Source organism: Janthinobacterium sp. 78 (genome assembly GCF_003096775.1).
Classification (GTDB): Bacteria; Pseudomonadota; Gammaproteobacteria; order Burkholderiales; family Burkholderiaceae_D; genus Janthinobacterium; species Janthinobacterium tructae.
This window is the reverse complement of the sequence record NZ_QENT01000001.1, coordinates 5,913,710-5,935,992: the sequence shown is the minus strand read 5'-3', so window position 1 is coordinate 5,935,992 and position 22,283 is coordinate 5,913,710. Positions and strand designations below refer to the sequence as shown.

Sequence of the window (22,283 nt, the reverse complement as noted above, 5' to 3'; positions counted from 1 at the left end):
TTAATTACGAAATGGCGGGGCAGTTTGATAAAATAGCGACTTGATCGACCGAATTCACCCGCTGGCGTCCTGCCGCACGATGTTGAAAAACATACTTGCGCGCGCGTACCGGCGGGTATCCGCCTTCTATTTTACCGCCTCCGCTGCCACCACACCATGAACCAGACTTCTAATGTTTCCCTTTCCTACCGTGACGCTGGCGTCGATATCGACGCAGGCGACGCTTTAGTCGAAGCAATCAAGCCGTTTGCCAAGCGCACCCTGCGCGAAGGCGTGATGGGCGGCCTGGGCGGTTTTGGCGCCATGTTTGAAATCAGCAAGAAGTACAAGGAACCGGTGCTGGTCTCGGGCACCGACGGCGTCGGCACCAAATTGCGCCTGGCGTTCGAACTGAACCGCCATGACACGGTCGGCATCGACCTGGTCGCCATGAGCGTCAACGACATCCTGGTGCAAGGCGCCGAACCGCTGTTCTTCCTCGACTACTTTGCCTGCGGCAAACTGGATGTGGCGATTGCCACCGACGTCATCAAGGGCATCGCACAGGGTTGCGAGCAAGCGGGCTGCGCGCTGATCGGCGGCGAAACGGCGGAAATGCCGAGCATGTACCCGGCCGGCGAATACGACCTGGCAGGTTTTGCCGTCGGCGCCGTGGAAAAATCGAAAATCATCGACGGCACCAAGATCGCCCCGGGCGACGTGGTGCTGGGCCTGGCCTCGTCGGGCGTGCACTCGAACGGTTACTCGCTGGTGCGCAAGATCATCGAAGTGGCAAAACCTGACCTGGAAGGCGACTTCCACGGCCGTAAACTGGCCGACGTGCTGATGCAGCCGACGCGCATCTACGTCAAGCCGCTGCTGGCACTGATGGACGCCATGGAAGTCAAAGGCATGGTGCACATCACCGGTGGCGGCCTGGTGGAAAACATCCCGCGCGTGCTGCAGCCTGGCCTGGTGGCCGAGCTGGACTCGAAGGCATGGACCATGCCACCGCTGTTCACGTGGCTGCAACAGCACGGCGGCGTGGCTGACGCCGAAATGCACCGCGTCTTCAACTGCGGCATCGGCATGACCGTCATCGTCTCGCAGGAAAACGCGGACGCCGCCATCGCGCAATTGCAAGCGGCCGGCGAAAGCGTCTCGCGCATCGGTACCATCCGTGCGCGCGTGGGTGATGAGCATCAAACCATCGTGATCTGATCGCACCTGACCAAACCTACTGCGCGCCGCGCTTTGCGGCCTGCGATGCTCACCGTACTAGAGTACGGTTGCGCTTCTTAGCCACAAATCACTGGCGCTCGCTACGGTTTTGTCAGGCGCCGTGGCGTACGTAAGAAAAAAGCAGGCCTCTTTGAGAGCCTGCTTTTTTTACGCCTGTTGCCAGCTTACCGCACGTGCGCCGGTTTCATGCGGCCGTCGGGCTGCGCGCCGCCCTTGCCGATCATGGCCACGCTGACGGCCGAGACGAGGGAGGCGAACAGGATGTAGCCGACGATGTGCCACGGTTCGCCATTGCCCGTTTTCAGCAGGTAGGTGGCGATGATGGGCGTCAGGCCGCTGGCGAAGATGCCGGAGAACTGGTACACGAAGGAGATGCCCGTGTAGCGCACCTTGGCATCGAACAGGTCGCAGAACAGCGCCGCTTCCGGGCCGTACACTGCCGAATACAGCACGCCCAGCGGGATGATCACGGAACACCACAGCAGCAGCGGATTGTCGGCGTGATGCAGCATGATCCAGAAGGCGGGAATCGACGACACGCCCGTGATCAATGCGCCCCAGAAGAACACCTTGCTGCGCCCGATGCGGTCGGACAGGCGGCCGAAGAAGGGGATGCAAAAGCACATCACGACGGCCGACGCCATCACGCCCATCAGCGCTTCCGTGCGGTCGATCTTGATGGTGTTGGTCAGATAAGTGATGGAAAACACGCCGAAGATATTGAAGAAGACGCCGTCGATATAGCGCGCGCCCATGCCTTTCAATACATTGCCCGGATAGCGCTTCAGCAGGTCGAAAAACGGAATCTGCGTCTCCGCGTTCTTCTCTTTCACCGCCTGGAATTCCGGCGTTTCCATCACGTTCAGGCGTATCCACATGCCGATGAAGACCAGGGCCGCCGATAAAATGAAGGCGACGCGCCAGCCCCATGACAAGAATTGCGCATCCGTCAGACTGTACGACAGGATCGCCACTACGCCGGAAGCGAGGCACAGGCCGATGGCCAGGCCGATCTGCGGCAGGCTGGCATAGAAGCCGCGTTCTTTCGGCGGCGCATATTCATACGCCATCAGCACGGCGCCGCCCCATTCGCCACCGAGGCCGATGCCCTGCAGCACGCGCAGGAACAGCAGCAGGCCCGGCGCCCAGTAGCCGATATGGTCGTAGGTCGGCAGCACGCCGATCAGGAAGGTGGAGACACCCATGATCATCAGGGTCATCACCAGCATGCTCTTGCGGCCGATCTTGTCGCCGAAATGGCCGAAGATCACGCCGCCGATGGGGCGCGACAAAAAGCCCACGGCGAAGGTGCCGTAGGCCAGCATGGTCGAGACGAGCGGATCGCCGCCCGGGAAATACAGCTTGCTGAACACGATGCCGGCGACGACGCCGTATAAAAAGAAGTCGTACCACTCGATGGTGGCGCCGATCACGCTGGCCATCACGACTTTCCGTAGCTCTTTGGCTTTTTTCGGATGGTTCGGATTGTTATCCATAATATCTAGTCTCCAATCGATATCGATTATGTGTGTTTTTTTGATGCCTGGCTTGTCGCCGGGTCATTGAGGGGCGGGGCCGTCTGCCCGCCGCTGACATCCTCCTTGCCGGGAATAGAATGGGTGGGTCAGGCCGCCCGCGGCAGCCGCACCGCGTCCGCCAGGATCATGTCGGCGGCTTTTTCGGCGATCATGATGGTGGGCGCATTCGTGTTGCCCGAGACGATTTCCGGCATGATCGACGCGTCGACCACGCGCAGGTTCTGCATGCCGTGCACGCGCAGGCGGTCATCGACGACGGCCATGGCGTCATGCCCCATCTTGCAGGTGCCGCTGGGGTGGTAGATCGACTGGCTGAAGCGGCGCGCAGCGTCCAGCAGCTGCGCATCCGTCTCGAATTGCGGGCCGGGCACGAACTCGGAAATGATGTGCGGCGCCAGCGACGGGGCGGCGGCGATTTTTCGGGCCACGCGCAGGGCGGCGATTGCCGTGCGCTGGTCGCGCGGGTCGGACAGGTAATTCGGATAAATGCCCGGATAGGCGAGGGGATCGGCGGACTTGATCGAGACGTGACCACGGCTGTGCGGGCGCAGCTGGCACACGGACGACGTAAAGGCGGAAAACGGATGCGCGCCTTCGCCCGGCTTGTCGGCGCTCAGCGGCTGCATGTGGAACTGGATGTCGGGCCGCTCCACCTCGGGCGAGGATTTGGTAAACACCGTCACCTGGCTGGCCGCCAACGTCAGTGGCCCCGAGCGGGAAAACACATATTGCATGCCCACCCACAGCTTGCCCCACAGGCTGTTGACTTCATCGTTCAGGGTTTTTAATCGCGTCTTGAAGACCAGGCGGATTTGCAAATGGTCTTGCAGGTTCTGCCCCACGCCGGGCAAGTCGTGCACGAGCGGCACGCCGACTGCACCGAGCAGGGCGCGCGGCCCCACGCCCGAGCATTGCAGGATGTGCGGCGAGCCGATGGCGCCCGCGCATAAAATCACTTCGCCGCTGGCGCGCGCCTGGCGCAGCTGGCCATCTTGCCGGTACTCGATGCCGACGGCGCGCTTGCCCTCGAACAGCACGCGCATGATGTGCGCGCGCACTTCCACGCGCAGGTTGCTGCGCTTGCGGGCGGGCCGCAAAAAGGCTTTCGCCGTACTCCAGCGCAAGCCCTTGCTGGCCGTTTGCTGGAAGTAGCCCACGCCCTCCTGCGTGGCGCCGTTGTAATCGGCATTGAAGGGGATGCCGCTTTCCGTGGCGCCGGCAATAAAATGTTCGGCGATGGGGCGGCGCAGGCGCAGGTCCGACACCTTCAAGGGACCGCCCACGCCATGGTAGTCGCTGGCGCCGCGTTCCTGGTCTTCCGATTTTTTAAAATAGGGCAGCACCTCGGCATAGCTCCAGCCTGCGTTGCCCAGTTCGGCCCAGCGGTCGTAGTCTTCTTTCTGGCCGCGTACATACAGCAAGCCGTTGAGCGAACTGGAGCCGCCCAGGACCTTGCCGCGCGGCCATTGCAACTGGCGCCCGGCGATGCCGGCGTCCGCTTCCGTGCGGTAGCACCAGTCCAGCTTGGGATCGTGCATGGTCTTGAAATAGCCGACCGGCACGTGTATCCATGGATTGTTGTCCTTGCCGCCCGCTTCGAGCAGCAATACCTGGTTGTTGCTGTCGTGCGACAGGCGGTTGGCCAGCACGCAGCCGGCCGAACCGGCGCCGACGACGATGTAATCGTAGTGTGTTTGTAACATTGCCCTGGTCTCCTGCGTTGGCGGCATCGCTTGCCTTTGCGGGCGATTTTTGCGATACACTGGTCTTTTATTTGATGTTTTGGAACGTCTGGTTCCATTTATAAAAGACGAGCAGCGCCGGGACAAGCGGAAACAGCCGCATACGCGAGAGGTGAAACAGAACATGCAGGATGCGTTTCAAAAACGGCCAGCCGAGGCCGAAGAAGACAGTTCGGCGGGCGGCGCGGTGGCTGCCAGCGCGGCGGCCAGCCATGGCGACGAGGCGCGCGGCTTGCGCGTGCTGCGCCTGATCGAGCACCTGGCCAGCGCCAGCCAGCCATTGACCTTGTCGCAGCTGGCGGCGCGCATGCAGGTGCCCAAGGCCAGCATGATGCGCCTGCTCGATACGCTGGAACAGCACGGCTATGTGCTGCGCACGCCCGTGGGACGCGGCTACGTGCCCGGTGCGGCTTCGACCAACCTGGCGCTGGCGACCTTGCGCAACAATGCCCTGATCCGCGTGAGCCGCAGCATCCTGGGCAGCCTGGTGGCGGCCACGGGCGAGACGTGCAACCTGGCCATTCCCGAGGGCAACGCGATCGTGTATGTGGACCGGGTGGAAACGCAGGAACCGCTGCGCCTGCATCTGGTGCTCGGTACGCGCGCGCCCATGCATTGCACGGCGAGCGGAAAATTATTCCTGGCACACATGACCTTGCTGGAGCGGCGCGAGCTGCTGGCCATGCTGACCTTGCAGGCGCGAACGCCGAAAAGCATCACCGACCCCGCGCTGCTGGAACGCGAGATCGTGCGCATCGCCCGCCTGGGCATCGGTATCGACGATGAGGAATTCGTGCACGGCATGGTGGCCGTGGCCGTACCCATCTGCGCGGCCGACGGGCGCATCGTGGCGGCCGTCGCCTGCCACGCGCCCGTGGCGAGAAAGTCCGTGGAGCAGCTGCTGCAGCACGTGCCGCAGTTGAAGGACGCGGCCGTGAAACTACGGCCGCTGTTGCTGGCAGAAAACAGCTAAGGTTTCAAGACCTTTGCCACCTTGGCTGCACGCAGGCGGAACGCATCGGGCATGCCTGAACCCAGCAGCGGGCGCAGATACAGCCGGAAAGCATCGGTCACGTCCGTGCCGCTGGCGCTGATGAACTCGTCTTCCATGGTGCGCGTCTTGCCTGCCACTTCCGTCAGGGGCAGCAGCTCGTAGTCGACGGAATAAAAGCCCGTGCGCTTGATGGCGACGGAACCGTCGCGGTCGCCCCACATGGCGAACTGCACCGCCTTTTCTCCCACTTCGCGCGCTTCGCGTTGATCGACGTCGGAGACGCAGCCGATGAAGGAGCGTTGCAAATAGCCGAAGGTATCGCCGCGCACGCGCTTGATGCCCAGTTTGGTCTTGATTTCGTCGCACAGCAGGTCGGCCAGCGCGCCCGTGCCCGACAATTGCACATTGCCGTGCGCATCGCGCTCGACTTCGTTGCCCACCTGTTGCGCCAGCAGGCTGGCGATCGGTTCGCCCGAGGCATCGTGGATGCCTTCCGAGACGGCGATCACGCAGCGGCCGTATTTCTCATACGTGGCTTTCACGTCGGCGAGAAAATTCTCCAGCACGAAGACTCTTTCCGGCACGTAGATCAGGTGCGGGCCATCGTCGGGGAACTTCTTGCCCAGCGCCGAGGCGGCCGTCAAGAAGCCCGCGTGGCGGCCCATCACCACGCCCACGTAGACGCCGGGCAAGGCTGCATTGTCGAGGTTGGCGCCGGCGAACGCTTGCGCGACGAAGCGCGCGGCCGAGGGAAAGCCGGGCGTGTGGTCGCTGCCGACCAGGTCGTTGTCGATGGTTTTCGGGATGTGGATGCAGCGCAGCGGATAGCCGGCCTTGTGCGCTTCCTCGCTGACGATGCGCACCGTGTCGGACGAATCGTTGCCGCCGATGTAAAAGAAATGCTCGATTTCGTGCGCGCGCAAGACTTCAAAGATTTGCTGGCAGTAGGCAATATCGGGCTTGTCGCGCGTGGAGCCGAGGGCAGAGGACGGCGTGGCGGCCACCAGTTCCAGGTTGTGGCTGGTTTCCTGCGTCAGATCAACGAATTCTTCATTGATAATGCCGCGCACGCCGTGCAGCGCGCCATACACGCGCGTGACATGTTGAAAGCGCCGCGATTCAAGCACCACGCCCACCAGCGACTGGTTGATGACGGCGGTGGGGCCGCCTCCCTGGGCAACAAGAATTTTTCCAGACGGCATGGGATTTCCTCGTAAATGGAGCGGCCCTCCAGCCTACTCCTTTTTTGCCGGGGCGCTGTCTTTTCCGATCGTTCTGTCGAGGAATTTCTCCACGTTGCCCAGTCCTTGCTGCGTTGTTACTCCGGCGCCCGGATATGTTCCACCAGCCCCGTGCTGCGGCGCCCCGGCGCCGGTGTCAGCCAGCTGACCAGGATGGCTGCGGCCAGGCCGGCCGGCACGCCGAAGATGCCGGCGGAAATGGGCGCGATATGCAGCCATTGGCCGCTGGCATTGCCGCCGAGCATGGTGCTGGTATGCAGCATGTAATACAGGCACACGCCAAAGCCCGTGAACATGCCGGCCAGCGCCCCCTGGTAATTGGCGCGTTTCCAGAACACGCCCAGCACCAGCGGCGGGAACAGGGTCGAGGCGGCCAGGGAAAACGCCACGCCCACCAGTGACAGGATATCGGCCGGCTTTTGCGAGGCCGCATAGGCGGCGATGAAGGCCACGGCCAGCAGCAGCAATTTGGAAATCGTCACGCGCTTTTGCGTCGAGGCGCTGGGATCGACCACCTTGTAATAGATATCGTGTGACAGGGCATTGGAAATGGCCAGCAGCAAGCCGTCCGCCGTCGACAGGGCGGCGGCCAGGCCGCCGGCCGCCACCAGGCCGGAAATCACGTAGGGCAGGCCGGCGATCTCGGGCGTGGCCAGCACCAGCACGTCGGCATCGATGGAAATTTCCGCCAGTTGCACGATGCCGTCGCGGTTGACGTCGACGATGCTGATCAGGGGACTGAGCTTGTCCACATTGGCCCAGTACGACACCCAGGTGGGCAGGTTCGTGTATTGCGTGCCTACCAGTGCCGAGTAAATATCGTACTTGACCAGCACGGCCAGCGCAGGAATCGTGAGATAGATCAACAAGATGAAAAACAGTGCCCAGAAGACGGAGACGCGCGTTTCGTGCACGGAGGGCGTGGTGTAGGATCGCATGAGGATATGCGGCAGGGCGGCCGTGCCCAGCATCATGCAAAACACGAGGGCCAGGAAATTGTTGCGCTTGATGTCCGATTGCTCGCGGTCGGCAGCGGGAAACGGCTGCGCGTGCGGAATGATGGGTTCGGCGCGTTTCTGATTCTGCGCCTGCGCCGCCTGCCACAGCACGCGTGCCTCGTCCGGGCTTTTCGGATAGGCGATCAGGTAGCGCTCCGCGTTGCGGATATCGAACAGCGAGGTATTGCGCTGGCGCAAATGATCGAGCTGGCGCTGGGCCGCCAGCCGGCCTTGCTCCCAGGAACCGGGCAAGCCGGCGATGCGCTCCTGGTAGCTCTGTGCGCGCTGGCGGAAGATGGCCCGCACTTCGTTTTCCTTCGGGTCCGTTTCCAGCACGTGTTCGCGCGCGCTCAGTTGCGGCAGCACCTTGCCGTAGGCGATCTGCGGCACGGGATTGTCCGCATGCTTGACCGACAGCCACATGGCGGGAATCAGAAAGGCGACCAGGATGATGATGTACTGCGCTACCTGCGTCCAGGTGATGGCGCGCATGCCGCCCAGAAAGGAGCAGACGAGGATGCTGGCCAGGCCCAGGAAGATGCCGACGGAAAAATCGACGCCCGTGAAGCGTGAAGCGATCAGGCCGACGGCGTAGATCTGCGCCACCACATACGTAAACGAGACGATGATGGTGGCGGCCACGGCCACCACGCGCACGCTGGCGCCCCGTTTGTCGGTGCCGCTGCCGTAGCGGGCGGCGAGGAAGTCGGGAATCGTGTACTGGCTGAACTTGCGCAGGTAGGGCGCGATCAATAGCGCCACCAGGCAATAGCCACCCGTCCAGCCCATGATGAAGGCCAGACCGTCGAAGCCGTTCAGGTACAGGCCGCCGGCCAGGCTGATGAAGCTGGCGGCCGAAATCCAGTCGGCGGCCGTGGCCATGCCGTTGAACATGGCCGGCACTCGGCGCCCCGCCACATAGTATTCGGTGACGTTCGAGGTGCGGCTGATGACGCCGATGGTGGCGTACAGGGTGATGGTGACCAGCATGAACAGGTAGCCGATCCAGGCGCGCGGCATGCCTTCCTGTTCCAGCACGGACAACGCCAGCAGGAAGGCGGCGAAACCGGCGGTAAACAGCAAATAGTAGCGGCACAGCCGCGCAAAGAAGCTGCGCTGGCCGCTCATGTTTGCTCCTCGGCATGAAAATCGCGGTCCAGGCGTCGCATGCGCCAGGCATACAAGGCGATGATGGCCAGATACACCAGCGAGGCGCCCTGGGCCGCCATATAGAAGGGCAGCGGCCAGCCGAACAGGTTCAGGTGCAACAGTTCACGCGCATAAAACACGGTCAGGAAGCCCGTCAGCAGCCAGATCAGCAGCAGGATGGCCGTCAGGCGCCGCGTCTTGTGCCAGTGCACGTCGCGGCGCGCCTGCAGCTCGGGGCTGGGCGTGCGCGCCGGCCGCAGCGGCGCCGCGGGAAGGCTGGGCTTATCCATACGTGATGTCATCCTCTTCTGGCGCGTCCGGCAACAGCAGGGCGATGCTCAGGCGCAGCAGGGTGCCCGGCAGCTTCGGCGACTGCGCGCGCGGATTGTTAAAAATATCGACTTCGGCGCCATGCTGCTGGGCAATCTCGCGCACGATGGCCAAGCCCAGGCCGCTGCCATCGACATTGCTGCCGAGAATGCGGTAAAAGCGTTCGAATACGTGCGCCCGCTCGGCCTGCGGTATGCCGGGGCCCGTATCCTCCACTTCCAGGATGGCCAGTTCCAGGGTGCTGCGCACGCGCACCGTGACGCTGCCGCCAGCCGGCGTGTAGCGCAGGGCATTGTCGATCAGATTACTCAGCAGTTCACGCAGCATCATGGGATTGCCGGAAATCATGATCGAATACGCGGGTTGTTCGAAGCCCAGGTCGATATGCTGGGCAAACGACGCTTGCACCCAGTCCTGCACCACGCCGCGCGCCAGTTCGCTCAGCTCGATCGGCTCGAACGCCGTGCCCGCCTGCGGCTGGTTTTCCGCGCGCGCCAGGGCCAGCAGCTGGTTCACCAGGCGCGTGGCCGCTTCCGAACTTTTCGCCAGCTGCAGCAGCGAGCGGTGAATCTCGTCGTGGTCGGTCTGGCGCAGGGCCAGCTCGGATTGCATGCGCATGCCGGCCAGCGGCGTTTTCATCTGGTGCGCGGCATCGGCGATGAAGCGTTTCTGCATGTCGATCGACAGCGATAGCCGCGCCAGCATCTCGTTGAGCGAACCGACCAATGGCGTGATTTCCTCGGGCACCTGGCCCGATTCGATGGGAGAGAGGTCGTCGGGCGGCCGGGCGCGTATGCGCTCCTGCAATTGTGCCAGCGGCGACAGGCCGCGCGCCAGGGCAAACCAGACCAGGGCCAGGATCACGGGCAGGATGATGAACTGCGGCAAGATCACGCCCTTGATGATTTCATTGGCCAACTGGGCGCGCTTTTCCAGCGTCTCTGCCACTTGCACCAGCGTGCGGCGCGGTTCGTCGTCGCTGCCGGACGGCATGTCGAGATAGGTAAACGCCACGCGCACGGGCGTGCCGTGGATGGTGTCGTTGCGAAACAGCACCATGCCGCTGCGGTATTTGTCGGGCTCTTGCGGCGGCGGCAAGTCGCGGTCGCCGTCGAGGTATTCGCCGCGCCCGCCCACCACCAGGTAATACAGGGTGTCGACATCGTCGGCGCGCAGGAAGTCGCGGCCGCTGCGGTTCTTGTCCGGCACGCGGCGCAGCAGCGCGCCGTCGGCCTGCTTGACCTGCTGCGTCAGCACCGTCACGCTGTCTTCCAGCGCATGGTCGAACGGTTGATTGGCGATGCCCTTGGCCACCAGGTAGGTGATGGCGATGCTCATCGGCCACAGCAGCAGCAAGGGCGCCAGCATCCAGTCGAGGATTTCGCCAAACAGCGAATGCTCGATGGTGTCATCCTGCTCCGTGGTGGGCGGTTCGAACCAGTCGTCGTCGTCCACCTCGTCCGCTGGCGCTTCGCGCGCCTTCACTTGCTGGCGGGGCCGCTGGCCGGGCCTGCCGCTTCGTTCGCTTCGGCGTTCAGGCGCGCCGCTTCCGAGTATTTTTCCAGGCAATAGCCGAGGCCGCGCACGGTGGCGATGCGCACGCCGCCCACCTCGATCTTCTTGCGCAGCCGGTGCACATACACCTCGATGGCGTTGTTCGACACTTCTTCACCCCATTCGCACAGGTGGTCGACCAGTTGCTCTTTCGAGACGAGGCGGCCGGTGCGGCCCAGCAGGATTTCCAGCAAGCCCAGTTCGCGCGCCGACAGGTCGAGCATCTGGTCGTTGATGTAGGCACTGCGCCCCACCTGGTCGTAGCTGAGGGGGCCGTGCTTGATGACGGTGGCGCCGCCGCCGGCGCCGCGGCGTGTCAGGGCGCGCACTCTTGCCTCCAGTTCCGACAGGGCGAACGGCTTGGCCATATAATCATCGGCACCGAGGTCGAGGCCATTCACGCGTTGTTCGATGGAATCGGCAGCCGTCAGGATCAGCACCGGCAGCAGCGAGGCGCGCGCGCGCAGGCGGCGCAGCACCTCCAGGCCGGACATCTTCGGCAGGCCCAAATCGAGGATCAGCAGGTCGAATTCCTGGGTGGACAGGGCCGTATCGGCCTCCTGGCCGGTCTTCACGTAGTCGATGGCATAACCGGACTGGCGCAGCGAGCGGGTCAGACCATCGGCCAGCACGCTGTCATCTTCGGCAAGTAAAATACGCATGGTGCACTTCCTATGCTTGCAACATCAGGACATCTGAAGTGTGTATTGTGTTTCATTTTCCGCAAGGTGGATAGTTTTTGTGAAAAACCAGGGTTGTATTGATCTGTTTCAAAACAAATCCACGTTCCGCTTGCATTGATCACTGTTTTTTTATACAGTACTGTCTGTGTAAAGAATTTAACCCACTGGCGCTATCGCAGGCTGCAGGATTCAACTGGATTCGCAACTGTAGAACGGCTGAAAGAACATATGGACGATAAAAAAGCTGTAGTACCCGCATCGGAAAAAGCCAAGGCGCTCGCCGCCGCACTGGCGCAGATCGAGAAGCAGTTTGGCAAAGGTTCGGTCATGCGCATGGATGCCAGCGCGGTGATCGAAGAAGTGCAAGTCGTGTCGACCGGTTCGCTCGGCCTCGATATCGCGCTGGGCGTAGGCGGCTTGCCGCGCGGCCGCGTGGTGGAAATCTACGGTCCTGAATCGTCGGGTAAAACCACCTTGACCCTGCAAACCATTGCTGAAATGCAAAAACTCGGCGGCACCTGCGCCTTTATCGATGCCGAGCACGCGCTCGACGTCGGTTACGCGCAAAAGCTGGGTGTTAACCTGCACGAATTGCTGATCTCGCAACCGGACACGGGCGAGCAGGCACTGGAAATCTGCGACGCCCTCGTGCGTTCGGGCAGCGTCGACCTGGTCGTCATCGACTCCGTGGCCGCACTGACGCCACGCGCCGAGATCGAAGGCGACATGGGCGACTCGCTGCCAGGCTTGCAAGCGCGTCTGATGTCGCAAGCCCTGCGTAAATTGACCGGTTCCATCAACCGCACCAATACCCTGGTCATCTTCATCAACCAGATCCGCATGAAGATCGGCGTGATGTTCGGCAGCCCTGAAACCACCACCGGCGGCAATGCGCTGAAATTCTACGCCTCCGTGCGCCTCGATATCCGCCGCACCGGCTCGATCAAGTCCGGCGATGAAGTGATTGGCAACGAAACCAAGGTCAAGGTCGTCAAGAACAAGATCGCGCCACCGTTCAAGGAAGCGCACTTCGACATCCTGTACGGCGCCGGCACCTCGCGCGAAGGCGAAATCCTGGACCTGGGCTCGGATGCCAAGATCGTGGAAAAATCCGGTTCGTGGTACAGCTACAACGGCGAACGCATCGGCCAGGGCAAGGACAACGCCCGCGCCTTCCTGCAAGAGCGTCCGGCGCTGGCCCGCGAAATCGAAAACAAGGTCCGCGCGTCGCTGGGCGTGCGCGAACTGCCACCGCTGGCTGCTGAAAAGCCGGAAAAAGCGGATAAAGCCGCCGACAAGGCTGCCAAGGCGGAAGCCAAGGCAGAGTAGGTCGGATTAGCGCGGCAAAGCCGTGCGTAATCCGACAACACCACAGACGTCAACAATGTTGTCGGATTACGGCCCAAGGGGCCTGATCCGACCTACGCATGGCTTGCCGCAAGGTAGGACCCTGATCGCCGTCCCGCGCTGTTGCGCCGGGCGGCGATTGTGTTTGGGTGCTGTGATCGTGGAATGAAAGACAAGGTGGGTGTATGGCTGCAGTACAACTAAGCCTGAAGGGCAGGGCGCTCCGCTTTCTGTCGATGCGCGAGCATAGCCGCATGGAATTGCGGCGCAAGCTGCAGCGCCATGCGCAGGAAGGCGATGATGTGGAAGCCTTGCTCGACAGCCTGGAGCAAGCCAACTGGCTGTCGCAGGAGCGCTTTTCCGAATCGCTGATCCATCGCCGCTCGGCCCGTTTCGGCAATAGCCGCATCATGGCGGAATTGCAAAGCCATGGCATAGGCGGTGAGGCGCTGCAGGAACTCAAGGCGGGCCTGGCCGAAGGCGAGACCGCGCGCGCCTGCGAAGTGTGGCGCCGCAAATTCGGTGAAGTGGCGCAGGATGCCGAACAGCGCAACAAGCAGGTGCGCTTCCTGATGCAACGCGGCTTTTCGCAGCGCGCCGTGCAGGTGGCCTTGAAAGGCCTGGAGCCCGACGATGAGTAATATTTATTAACTTGACAGCAAGGATCAGTTATTCTGCCTAATTGCTGCTGCGCATGTTGCGTCCCAGCTTTTTTACTTGATATACGGGACACCTGATGAGCGCTTGGCATGCCGGCTACACGGCCGAAACCGCATACACTTACGGCTATTACACGGAATTGAACCCCTTGCGCATACAGTTGTTGCTGCTGAGCTGGGGCATACAGCCACCGAAGGTCAGCACCGCATGCGAACTGGGCTTTGGCCAGGGCATGACCGTCAATATCCATGCCGCAGCGTCCGGCACACGCTGGTATGGCACCGATTTCAATCCGGCCCAGACTGCCTTTGCGCAGGAACTGGCCGAGGTCTCCGGCAATGGCGCCGTGCTGTCGGAACAATCGTTCCAGGATTTTTGCGCCCGCAGCGACCTGCCTGACTTCGATTTCATCGCCCTGCACGGTATCTGGAGCTGGATCTCGCCGGAAAACCAGGCGCATATCAGCGACTTCCTGGCGCGCAAGCTCAAGCCGGGCGGCGTGCTGTACATCAGCTACAACACGCAGGCGGGCTGGGCGGCGATGGCGCCGATCCGCGACCTGATGGAGCAGCACAGCCGCGTGCTGAGTGCGCCGGGGCAGGACTCCCTGACGCGCGTGGGCAGCGCGCTATCCTTCGTCAACCGCATGATGGAGACCAAGCCGCGCTACCTGCTGGCCAATCCCACCATTGCGCTAAGGTTGCAGCAGCTCAGCGAGCAGGATCCGAATTATCTGTCCCACGAATACTTCAATCATTACTGGCAACCGGTATCGTTTTCGGCCATCAAGCCGGTGCTGGCAGGGGGCAAGCTCGAGTTTGCCGGTTCGGCTGCCTACTCCGATCATGTTGCCCCGCTCAATTTCTCGCCCGAACACCTGGCTTTCCTGGCGCAGATTCCGGATGCCACTTTCCGCGAAAACACCGCCGATTTTCTGCTGAACCGGCAGTTTCGCCAGGATTACTGGGTCAAGGGCAGTCGCAAGCTGAGCGCCCATGAACAGGCTGCCGCACTGCGCGCCATACGCATCCTGCTGGTGGCGCCGGTCGAGCAGATCACCATGAAGGTGACGGGCGCCTTGGGCGAGGCCGACCTGGACCCGGCCGTGTATGGCCCCCTGCTGGAACTGCTCGGTGACGGCAAGCCGCATACCATAGCCGAACTGCAACAGCGTTTGCCCGCCGGCCTGGCTGACCTGGGCAGCCTGCTGCAGATGCTGCTGGTGCTGGCGCATAAAGCCTGCATCTCGCCGGTACAGGATGACGCCGTGATCGCACTGGCGCGGCCGGCCACGGCCAGGCTGAACCGGCATCTGCTGGAAAAGGCCCTGGGCCGCACCGACCTGGCCGCATTGGCCAGCCCGGTGACGGGCGGTGGTGTCGGTGTGTTGCATCTGCAACAGTTGTTCCTGCTGGCCAGACTGGAAGGGCATCTGGAGGCCGACGCCTGGGCGGCATTTGCCTGGCAGGCTTTGCGCGCACTGCAGCAAACCATGGTACGCAATGGCACAGTGCTGACGACGGACGAAGACAACCTGGCTGAATTGGCCGTGCAGGCGGAAAGCTTCCGCGTCACCGTACTGCCCATCCTGCAGGCGCTGGGCGTGGCCGATTGATGCTGAGGCCGAAACACCTCGCGGCATGACGATGGTAGTGATTTTTATGATATCAATCATTTGTTTCGTGAATGACTTCATGAAAATCACTGTTTTCTATTTATAATTTGAAATGTTTTTAACGATGCAATGAAAAATTATGTTGCGGCGCAACCTGCGCGCAATGTGCTACACTTTTAGGGTTTTTGCGGCGCCGCAGGTGCGGTTGCTGTTCGTAGAAGCTGCGAACGGCGTGCTTTATGCACATGGCTGCTTACTAAATTTTGGCCGCGCAAGCGGCATCGGTCTTATGCCCCTGTCAACTCCCGTATCCCGGCGCGCCCTACGGCACTCCCGCGTTATCGACGTCCAAGCGTATGTGCGCGACGACGGCCTGTGGGATATTGACGCCCGTATCACTGATATCAAAAGCTATGACGCGACCCTGGCCTCTGGCCCCCGTCCCGCCGGCACTCCCCTGCATGACCTCCATTTACGCATTACCGTCGATCGCGAACTGACCATCGTCGAGGCCGAAGCCGCCTCCGATGCCGTGCCCTATCCCGGTTTTTGCGATACCATCGGCCCCGCTTACAGTGCGCTGATCGGTTTGAATTTATTGAAGAATTTCCGCCGCGACTTGAAACAGCGCCTGGCGGGAATCGCTGGCTGTACCCATTTGACGGAACTGGCGCAAGTCTTGCCGACTGCGACGGTTCAGGCATTTGCCGGCGATGTCTGGTCGACCCGTGACGGTGAGAATGCTGATTTGTCGCATGAAAAGCCGTTTCAACTCGACAAGTGTCACGCCTTGCGCACCGATGGCGGGGCAGTTGCACAGTACTACCCGCGCTGGGTAGCCAAAGCGTGACCCCGGCGCTGTATTTCCTGTTTTTTTGCACCACTAACCGTATTTTTACAAATCAGTATCAGAAGGGAAGCCAGCATGAAAATCCATGAGTATCAAGCCAAAGAAATCCTCCGGCAATTCGGAGTGACGGTACCACGCGGCATTCCGTGCATGTCCGTCGACGAGGCAGTCAAGGCCGCGGAAACCCTGGGCGGCCCGGTATGGGTCGTCAAGGCGCAGATCCACGCAGGTGGCCGCGGCAAGGGCGGCGGCGTGAAAGTGGCAAAATCGATCGAACAGGTCAAAGAATACGCTGACCAGATCATGGGCATGCAGCTGATCACGCACCAGACCAGCGCCGAAGGCCAGAAAGTCAACCGCCTGCTGGTGGAAGAAGGCGCCGACATCAAACAAGAACTGTACGTTTCGCTGGTCACCGACCGCGTTACCCAGAAAATCGTCCTGATGGCTTCGTCCGAAGGCGGCATGGACATCGAAGAAGTGGCCGAGAGCCACCCTGAGAAGATCCACCACGTCACCATCGAGCCTAGCGTCGGCCTGACCGATGCCCAGGCAGACGACATCGCCGCCAAAATCGGCGTGCCTGCCGGTTCGATCGCTGACGCCCGCGTCAACCTGCAAGGCCTGTACAAAGCCTACTGGGAAACCGATTGCTCGCTGGCCGAGATCAACCCGCTGATCGTCACCGGCAGCGGCAAAGTCATCGCCCTGGACGCCAAGTTCAACTTTGACCCGAACGCCCTGTTCCGTCACCCGGAAATCATCGCCCTGCGCGATCTGGACGAAGAAGATCCAGCTGAAATCGAAGCGTCGAAATTCGACCTGGCCTACATTTCGCTCGACGGCAACATCGGCTGCCTGGTGAACGGCGCCGGCCTGGCCATGGCCACCATGGACACGATTAAACTGTTCGGCGGCGAGCCAGCCAACTTCCTCGACGTCGGCGGCGGCGCCACGGCAGAAAAAGTGACCGAAGCGTTCAAGATCATGCTGAAAAACCCAGGCCTGAAAGCCATCCTGGTGAACATTTTCGGCGGCATCATGCGTTGCGACGTGATCGCCGAAGGCGTCATCGCCGCGGTGAAAGCCGTTTCGCTGAACGTACCGCTGGTGGTGCGCATGAAGGGCACCAACGAAGATCTGGGCAAAAAGATGCTGGCCGATTCCGGTCTGCCTATCATCGCAGCCGACACCATGGAAGATGCAGCCAAGAGCGTCGTTGCCGCTGCTGCCGGTCAAGCTTAATTAAGGAATCAACATGTCCATTCTGATCAATAAAGATACCAAAGTCGTTACCCAAGGGATCACCGGCAAGACCGGCCAGTTCCACACCCGCGGTTGCCGCGACTACGCGAACGGCAAAGCTGCCTTCGTGGCAGGCGTGAACCCGAAGAAAGCCGGCGAAGACTTCGAAGGCATTCCTATTTTCGCTAGCGTCACCGAAGCGAAACAAGAAACCGGCGCCAACGTTTCCGTGATCTACGTGCCGCCAGCAGGCGCGGCAGCGGCGATCTGGGAAGCTGTCGAAGCTGAAATGGATCTGGCCATTTGCATCACCGAAGGCATTCCTGTACGTGACATGATGGCCTTGAAGGACCGCATGGCCAAGTCGGGCAGCAAAACCTTGCTGCTGGGCCCTAACTGCCCAGGCTTGATCACGCCAGACGAAATCAAGATCGGCATCATGCCAGGTCACATCCATAAAAAGGGCCGCATCGGCGTGGTATCGCGTTCGGGTACCCTGACCTATGAAGCAGTCGGTCAATTGACCGCACTGGGCCTGGGCCAATCGTCGGCAGTCGGCATCGGCGGCGACCCGATCAACGGTCTGAAGCACATCGACATCATGAAGATGTTCAATGACGATCCAGATACCGACGCGGTCATCATGATCGGCGAAATCGGCGGTCCGGACGAAGCCAATGCGGCGTATTGGATCAAAGACAACATGAAAAAACCGGTCGTCGGCTTCATCGCTGGCGTGACCGCTCCTCCAGGCAAGCGCATGGGCCACGCCGGCGCGCTGATCTCGGGCGGTGCCGATACGGCACAAGCCAAGCTGGAAATCATGGAAGCTTGCGGCATCACCGTAACCAAAAACCCGTCGGAAATGGCGCGTCTGCTGAAAGCCATGCTGTAATTCCAGCCTGGTTCACGCAGCACAAAAAAGGAGCTTCGGCTCCTTTTTTTTGTCCGCAAGACAGGCCGCTGCGCGGCCTGGGCCGACGCAACTGGTCCGAACCTGCCCAAAAGTGTCGCTTTTCTTTCCACGGATGCCGCCGCTGCCCGGGCGCGCCGCTGGCATGGCGCTTGCACCGTACCCGCCGTGAGCAATGCACCATGGGAGGAGACGATGCGCGCGCAGAGCGGATTTACCCTGATAGAACTGATGATCGTGGTGGCCATCGCTGGCATCCTGGCGGCCGTGGCCATTCCCCAGTACGGCGACTATACGATGCGGGCCAAGGTCGGCAACGTGCTGGCGGCGGCCGCACCGCTGAAGACCGCCGTGGCCCTGTGCGTGCAGGAAAATGGCGGAGCGGCTACCGCCTGCAGCACGCCCACCGAGGCCGTGCCCAGCGCCATCCCCGTGTTCAGTGCCACGCGCGAAGTGGCCAGCGCCAAGGTCGACAAGGGCGATATCGAGCTGACCCTGGCGGGCGACCTGGGCAGCGGCTTGGGCGGCCAGACGGTGAACATGGCGTTGCAGCTTGGCACGAGCAGCCTGAGCTGGTTTAACAGCACCAGCGTGACGAATCCTGTGGCGAAGGAAGCGATTACCAAAAACAACATTCCCAAGGTGGTGGCGACGCAGTGAGCGGCGCCTGGCGCGCCCATGTCAGACGATTTTTTGCCGGTCCGCGATCAGCGCCTCATAGGTGAGGTTTTGCAGCAAGGTGTAGTGGGTCGGTTCCAGGTCGATGAATTGCACGCCATACGTATAGATTTCGGCGACCTCGGCCGCCTTGCCATTTGACGGCTTGCCCACGCTGACGTTCTGGATGCGCGCGCGCGTATTGACGCGCATCTGATGCTTGTTCGGCTGCACCAGCAGGGTAAAGCTGAGCGCGACGCCCTCGTCGTCCGGCGTGAGCATGCTGGGCGCCTCGATCAGCGCCCCCGAGACGCTGAGGTTGACGATGAACACGGGCACGGCAGCCACGTCGCGGTAGCTCAGCTGTGCCGGAATGTCCACCTTCACGCGCATGGCCGTGCGCAGGCTGGTGCCCTGGATGGCGTCGGGAAAGCTCAGGTGCACGTAATTGAGGGGGCGGCCAAAGATGCGCAGCACGCTGCAGGCAAACGAACACACGGTGACGCCGGAAAACACGCGGATGGTCAGCTTGTCGCCCTCGTTGAGCACGATGGACGCACCGTTTTCCATGGGGATCTTGACGATCAGGTACTCGTCTTTCACGTAGCCGATCAGGGTCGAGAAATGCTGGATCGGTTTGATGGTGCGATGCGTGATGAACTGGATGCGTCCCCCCACCTGCAGATTCATCGCCTCGAATTCGAAGTCCTGGAGCTTGCTTTCCGCGGCGGGCTTGTTGCTAGTCATGCGATGCTCATCTCGATATTGTCGAATCGCAGTATGCATGATTTCTTGATGAAAAAGCACTTATATCAATGAAATTCATATTCGCATAGAAAAATGCCCTGTGCGCGTGCCGGCGCGCGGCTCTGGCTTTACAATTGTATCAATATTGACGAATGTAAATCTTATGCCACGCAGCTACTTCTGGACCATGTTGTTCCTGATCCTGCATCAAATCGACGCTGCCTACTGGAAAGAGTGGGAAATGTTTCATGTGCCGGGCGGCGTGCAGGGTTTCCTGGTGTTTAACCTGGCAGCGATTACCCTGGTGCTGGTCGGTTACCGGCACGTGCTGCTGGCGACCCCGCGGGCGGTCCTGTACGCTTGTATGTGCGCCGCGCTGGGCGTGGGAACGTGTCTGATCCACGCCGGCTTTGCGCTGGCGGGGATGGAACAATTCCACTTGCCCCTGTCCGTGGCCATCATCGCGCTGTGCCTGGCCAGTGCCGTCTGGCTGCTGTGCGACGTGCGCCGCGTCCTGGGCCTGCGGGCGCGCCAGGCAGCATAGTTACACCTCGGCGTGCCAATCGCCCGACTTGCCGCCATGCTTTTCCAGCACGCGCACGTTCGTCATGACCATGCCGCGGTCGACGGCCTTGCACATGTCGTAAATGGTCAGCAAGCCGATCTGTACGGAAGTGAGCGCTTCCATTTCCACGCCCGTCTTGCCGGTCGTGTCGACCTGGGCGCGGCAGTGCACGCTGTTGGCTGCTTCCTCCACTTCGAAGTCGACGGTGACGCGGGTGAGGGCCAGCGGGTGGCACAGGGGAATCAGGTCGCTGGTGCGCTTGGCGCCCATGATGGCGGCGATGCGGGCGATGCCCAGCACGTCGCCCTTTTTCGCATTGCCGGAAATGATCAATGCCAGCGTGGCGGGCTGCATGCGGATGGTGCCGGCGGCCACGGCGCTGCGGCGCGTGTCTTCCTTGCTGCCCACGTCGACCATATGGGCCTGGCCCGTGGCGTCGAAATGGGTCAGTTCTCCGGCGGGGGCTTGCTTGTCTGCTGTTGTCATGGCGTCAAAATAGGTGAGGAGTGGGGCGCGGCACGCGTGGGAATGGGCGCCGCTAACAAGGTATGATAGCACCCGTGAATTCAAAAACTCCCCTTCCGATCGTCCGTGAAAACACCGCTGCGGCATGGCGGTGCCGCTCCCGCTCCCGCTCCCGGTGCGCATCCATGCTGGCTGCATTGTGGCTGGCAGCACCGTTTGCGCTGGCGCAAACCTATACGTCTGCGGCGGCGGCCAGCACGGTGGCCAAGCCGGCCGGCAGCTGGATGCCGCTGGCCGTGCCGCCAGCGCCGAACTTGCCGAATCTGGGCGATACCTCGCGCGAAGACCTGTCGCCGGCGATGGAGCGCAAGATCGGCGAGGAGATCATGCGTGGCATCCGCGGCGACCGCGACTACCTCGACGATGCCCCGCTGCTGGAATACCTGAATACTTTCGGCAACGCCCTCGTGGCGGCGCGCCCCAGCGTGCGCGGCGAAACGAATTACGACTATTTCTTCTTTGCCGTGCGCGATCCCCAGTTGAACGCGTTTGCCTTGCCCGGCGGCTTCATCGGCGTGCATTCGGCGCTGGTGCTGGCGGCGCAAACGGAGGCGGAACTGGCGTCCGTGCTGTCGCACGAGATCGGCCACGTGGCGCAGCGCCACATCGCGCGCATGCTGGGCCAGCAGCGCCAGGATGCCCTGATGCCGCTGGCGGCCATGCTGCTGGCGGCGCTCGCGTCGCGCGCGGGCGGCGACGTGGCCATGGGCGTGTTTGCTGCCGGCCAGGGCCTGGCCATCCAGCGCCAGCTCAACTTCGGCCGCGACGCCGAACGCGAGGCCGACCGCATCGGTTTCCAGATCATGGGCGAAGCCGGTTTCGACACCACCGGCATGGTGGCCTTCTTTGGCCGCATGCAGGCGGCCAGCCGCTCATACAGCGACCTGATGCCCGCCTATCTGCAGACCCACCCGCTGACGACGGAGCGCATCGCCGACATCCAGGCGCGCATCCGCGAGCAGCCCTACAAGCAGCGTCCGGACAGCCTGAGTTTCCACCTGGCCCGTGCGCGTGCCCGCGTGCTGCAGGATGAAAACGTGCAAGGCCTGTTGAATGCCAAGGCCGTCTTCAAGACGCAGCTGGAACAGCAAAGCCGCTTCCAGGTGGTGGCAGCCCATTACGGCTTGTCCTTTGTCGCCGTCAAGCAGGGCAAGCCGTTTGATGCGCAGAAGGAACTCGACGCCGCCAATGCGGCACTGCACCAGCCGGCCGGGCCGAATGTGTTTACCTCGGGCGGCACGCAGGCGCCGAACTCGCTGCTGGCGGCGATGGGGCTGGAAGTGCTGCTGATGCCGGCGCAGAAGAAGGAAGTGGCGCAGCAAGCGTTGACGGCAGCCGATGCGGCGCGCCAGCAGTTTCCCCTCTCGCGCGGCATTGCGCATCAGTATGCGGAAGCGCTGATGGCTGCCGGCAAGCTGGAACAGGCTACCTTGTATCTGCGTGACCAGGTGCAGCTCTACAAGGAAGAGCCGGAACTGTACGATTTATTGGCGAAAGCCTATGCGGACCAAGGCAAGATGACCTTGCAGCACATGGCGCTGGCCGAATCCTACGTGCTGCAGGGCGCCACCATGGCCGCGCTGGACCAACTGACCATCGCCCGCAAGTCGACGGACGCGACCTTTTATGACCAGGCCGTGATCGATGCGCGCGAGCGCGAACTGCAGGAAAAGCGCCGCGAACAGCTGAAAGACCAGAAAGGTTAAGCC

At 61.9% G+C, this 22,283-nt stretch carries 20 protein-coding genes; 11 read left to right on the top strand and 9 right to left on the bottom strand.

The window, feature by feature from the left end; translation table 11 throughout:
* The first annotated feature begins 156 nt into the window (after positions 1-156).
* Positions 157-1,200 carry a phosphoribosylformylglycinamidine cyclo-ligase gene (purM, locus tag C8C92_RS26095; RefSeq protein WP_096238012.1) on the top strand — a complete coding sequence of 348 codons (1,044 nt, stop codon included), beginning with the start codon at positions 157-159 and terminating at the stop codon, positions 1,198-1,200.
* Between the two features lie 185 nt (positions 1,201-1,385).
* Here the strand turns inward: purM and C8C92_RS26090 are convergent, their stop codons facing one another.
* Complete coding sequence (locus C8C92_RS26090) at positions 1,386-2,717, bottom strand: MFS transporter (protein ID WP_116745688.1); 1,332 nt, start codon at positions 2,715-2,717, stop codon at positions 1,386-1,388.
* A 128-nt stretch (positions 2,718-2,845) separates the two neighbouring features.
* On the bottom strand, positions 2,846-4,462 hold the full coding sequence (locus C8C92_RS26085; RefSeq protein ID WP_116745687.1) for a choline dehydrogenase: 1,617 nt from the start codon (positions 4,460-4,462) through the stop codon (positions 2,846-2,848).
* 151 nt (positions 4,463-4,613) lie between these two features.
* On the opposite strand from C8C92_RS26085, the gene C8C92_RS26080 reads away from it, so the two are divergent.
* Positions 4,614-5,474 (top strand): IclR family transcriptional regulator, encoded by an 861-nt coding sequence (locus C8C92_RS26080; RefSeq protein ID WP_243420363.1) that lies wholly within the window; start codon positions 4,614-4,616, stop codon positions 5,472-5,474.
* On the opposite strand, the gene C8C92_RS26075 is transcribed toward C8C92_RS26080, so the two are convergent.
* From C8C92_RS26075 to C8C92_RS26055, 5 genes are all read right to left on the bottom strand, one after another.
* Complete coding sequence (locus C8C92_RS26075) at positions 5,471-6,697, bottom strand: 6-phosphofructokinase (RefSeq protein ID WP_099761986.1); 1,227 nt, start codon at positions 6,695-6,697, stop codon at positions 5,471-5,473. The two genes, C8C92_RS26080 and C8C92_RS26075, sit on opposite strands and share 4 nt — an antisense overlap.
* A 116-nt stretch (positions 6,698-6,813) precedes the next feature.
* The gene (locus C8C92_RS26070) at positions 6,814-8,862 is read right to left on the bottom strand and encodes a sodium:solute symporter family protein (protein WP_116745685.1); all 2,049 of its coding nucleotides are present in this window, start codon (positions 8,860-8,862) and stop codon (positions 6,814-6,816) included.
* Positions 8,859-9,173 (bottom strand): DUF4212 domain-containing protein, encoded by a 315-nt coding sequence (locus tag C8C92_RS26065; protein ID WP_116745684.1) that lies wholly within the window; start codon positions 9,171-9,173, stop codon positions 8,859-8,861. The genes C8C92_RS26070 and C8C92_RS26065 overlap by 4 nt, the downstream gene beginning before the upstream one ends.
* A complete protein-coding gene (locus C8C92_RS26060; RefSeq protein WP_243420442.1) occupies positions 9,166-10,668 on the bottom strand; it encodes a sensor histidine kinase in 1,503 nt (500 codons plus the stop codon). The genes C8C92_RS26065 and C8C92_RS26060 overlap by 8 nt, the downstream gene beginning before the upstream one ends.
* Before the next feature lie 26 nt (positions 10,669-10,694).
* A complete protein-coding gene (locus C8C92_RS26055; protein ID WP_116745683.1) occupies positions 10,695-11,429 on the bottom strand; it encodes a response regulator transcription factor in 735 nt (244 codons plus the stop codon).
* Positions 11,430-11,678: 249 nt separating this feature from the next.
* On the opposite strand from C8C92_RS26055, the gene recA reads away from it, so the two are divergent.
* From recA to C8C92_RS26020, 7 genes are all read left to right on the top strand, one after another.
* Positions 11,679-12,779, top strand: a complete 1,101-nt coding sequence (recA, locus tag C8C92_RS26050; protein ID WP_096238005.1) for a recombinase RecA — start codon at positions 11,679-11,681, stop codon at positions 12,777-12,779.
* Positions 12,780-12,982: 203 nt separating this feature from the next.
* Positions 12,983-13,438: a recombination regulator RecX gene (recX, locus tag C8C92_RS26045; protein ID WP_099761990.1), complete on the top strand. Its 456-nt coding sequence runs from the start codon at positions 12,983-12,985 to the stop codon at positions 13,436-13,438.
* A 95-nt stretch (positions 13,439-13,533) separates the two neighbouring features.
* Positions 13,534-15,072: a class I SAM-dependent methyltransferase gene (locus C8C92_RS26040; RefSeq protein ID WP_116745682.1), complete on the top strand. Its 1,539-nt coding sequence runs from the start codon at positions 13,534-13,536 to the stop codon at positions 15,070-15,072.
* A 289-nt stretch (positions 15,073-15,361) separates the two neighbouring features.
* Positions 15,362-15,922, top strand: coding sequence for a DUF2889 domain-containing protein (locus C8C92_RS26035; RefSeq protein WP_071075327.1), 561 nt, complete (start codon positions 15,362-15,364; stop codon positions 15,920-15,922).
* Positions 15,923-15,997: 75 nt separating this feature from the next.
* Positions 15,998-17,167 carry an ADP-forming succinate--CoA ligase subunit beta gene (gene sucC / locus C8C92_RS26030; protein ID WP_099761992.1) on the top strand — a complete coding sequence of 390 codons (1,170 nt, stop codon included), beginning with the start codon at positions 15,998-16,000 and terminating at the stop codon, positions 17,165-17,167.
* A 13-nt stretch (positions 17,168-17,180) separates the two neighbouring features.
* Positions 17,181-18,062, top strand: a complete 882-nt coding sequence (sucD, locus tag C8C92_RS26025; protein WP_071075329.1) for a succinate--CoA ligase subunit alpha — start codon at positions 17,181-17,183, stop codon at positions 18,060-18,062.
* 213 nt (positions 18,063-18,275) lie between these two features.
* The gene (locus C8C92_RS26020) at positions 18,276-18,740 is read left to right on the top strand and encodes a prepilin-type N-terminal cleavage/methylation domain-containing protein (RefSeq protein ID WP_116745681.1); all 465 of its coding nucleotides are present in this window, start codon (positions 18,276-18,278) and stop codon (positions 18,738-18,740) included.
* Between the two features lie 21 nt (positions 18,741-18,761).
* On the opposite strand, the gene C8C92_RS26015 is transcribed toward C8C92_RS26020, so the two are convergent.
* Entirely contained in the window at positions 18,762-19,484 is a 723-nt protein-coding gene (locus C8C92_RS26015) for a flagellar brake protein (protein ID WP_099761994.1), read from the bottom strand.
* A 163-nt stretch (positions 19,485-19,647) separates the two neighbouring features.
* On the opposite strand from C8C92_RS26015, the gene C8C92_RS26010 reads away from it, so the two are divergent.
* Positions 19,648-20,028 carry a DUF6713 family protein gene (locus C8C92_RS26010; protein ID WP_116745680.1) on the top strand — a complete coding sequence of 127 codons (381 nt, stop codon included), beginning with the start codon at positions 19,648-19,650 and terminating at the stop codon, positions 20,026-20,028.
* Here the strand turns inward: C8C92_RS26010 and moaC are convergent, their stop codons facing one another.
* The gene (gene moaC / locus C8C92_RS26005) at positions 20,029-20,535 is read right to left on the bottom strand and encodes a cyclic pyranopterin monophosphate synthase MoaC (RefSeq protein WP_116745679.1); all 507 of its coding nucleotides are present in this window, start codon (positions 20,533-20,535) and stop codon (positions 20,029-20,031) included.
* 164 nt (positions 20,536-20,699) lie between these two features.
* Between moaC and C8C92_RS26000 the strand changes: the two genes are divergently transcribed.
* Positions 20,700-22,280, top strand: coding sequence for a M48 family metalloprotease (locus C8C92_RS26000; protein ID WP_116745678.1), 1,581 nt, complete (start codon positions 20,700-20,702; stop codon positions 22,278-22,280).
* Positions 22,281-22,283: the final 3 nt, after the last annotated feature.

Bases quoted from the DNA above. Each gene is read 5' to 3' on its own strand.
- C8C92_RS26010 (WP_116745680.1), top strand. From the start codon at position 19,648: ATGCCACGCAGCTACTTCTGGACCATGTTGTTCCTGATCCTGCATCAA.
- moaC (WP_116745679.1), bottom strand. From the start codon at position 20,535: ATGACAACAGCAGACAAGCAAGCCCCCGCCGGAGAACTGACCCATTTC.
- C8C92_RS26085 (WP_116745687.1), bottom strand. From the start codon at position 4,462: ATGTTACAAACACACTACGATTACATCGTCGTCGGCGCCGGTTCGGCC.
- C8C92_RS26035 (WP_071075327.1), top strand. From the start codon at position 15,362: ATGCCCCTGTCAACTCCCGTATCCCGGCGCGCCCTACGGCACTCCCGC.
- recX (WP_099761990.1), top strand. From the start codon at position 12,983: ATGGCTGCAGTACAACTAAGCCTGAAGGGCAGGGCGCTCCGCTTTCTG.
- recA (WP_096238005.1), top strand. From the start codon at position 11,679: ATGGACGATAAAAAAGCTGTAGTACCCGCATCGGAAAAAGCCAAGGCG.
- C8C92_RS26055 (WP_116745683.1), bottom strand. From the start codon at position 11,429: ATGCGTATTTTACTTGCCGAAGATGACAGCGTGCTGGCCGATGGTCTG.
- purM (WP_096238012.1), top strand. From the start codon at position 157: ATGAACCAGACTTCTAATGTTTCCCTTTCCTACCGTGACGCTGGCGTC.
- C8C92_RS26020 (WP_116745681.1), top strand. From the start codon at position 18,276: ATGCGCGCGCAGAGCGGATTTACCCTGATAGAACTGATGATCGTGGTG.
- sucC (WP_099761992.1), top strand. From the start codon at position 15,998: ATGAAAATCCATGAGTATCAAGCCAAAGAAATCCTCCGGCAATTCGGA.
- C8C92_RS26090 (WP_116745688.1), bottom strand. From the start codon at position 2,717: ATGGATAACAATCCGAACCATCCGAAAAAAGCCAAAGAGCTACGGAAA.
- C8C92_RS26000 (WP_116745678.1), top strand. From the start codon at position 20,700: ATGCTGGCTGCATTGTGGCTGGCAGCACCGTTTGCGCTGGCGCAAACC.
- C8C92_RS26015 (WP_099761994.1), bottom strand. From the start codon at position 19,484: ATGACTAGCAACAAGCCCGCCGCGGAAAGCAAGCTCCAGGACTTCGAA.
- C8C92_RS26075 (WP_099761986.1), bottom strand. From the start codon at position 6,697: ATGCCGTCTGGAAAAATTCTTGTTGCCCAGGGAGGCGGCCCCACCGCC.
- C8C92_RS26070 (WP_116745685.1), bottom strand. From the start codon at position 8,862: ATGAGCGGCCAGCGCAGCTTCTTTGCGCGGCTGTGCCGCTACTATTTG.
- C8C92_RS26040 (WP_116745682.1), top strand. From the start codon at position 13,534: ATGAGCGCTTGGCATGCCGGCTACACGGCCGAAACCGCATACACTTAC.
- sucD (WP_071075329.1), top strand. From the start codon at position 17,181: ATGTCCATTCTGATCAATAAAGATACCAAAGTCGTTACCCAAGGGATC.
- C8C92_RS26065 (WP_116745684.1), bottom strand. From the start codon at position 9,173: ATGGATAAGCCCAGCCTTCCCGCGGCGCCGCTGCGGCCGGCGCGCACG.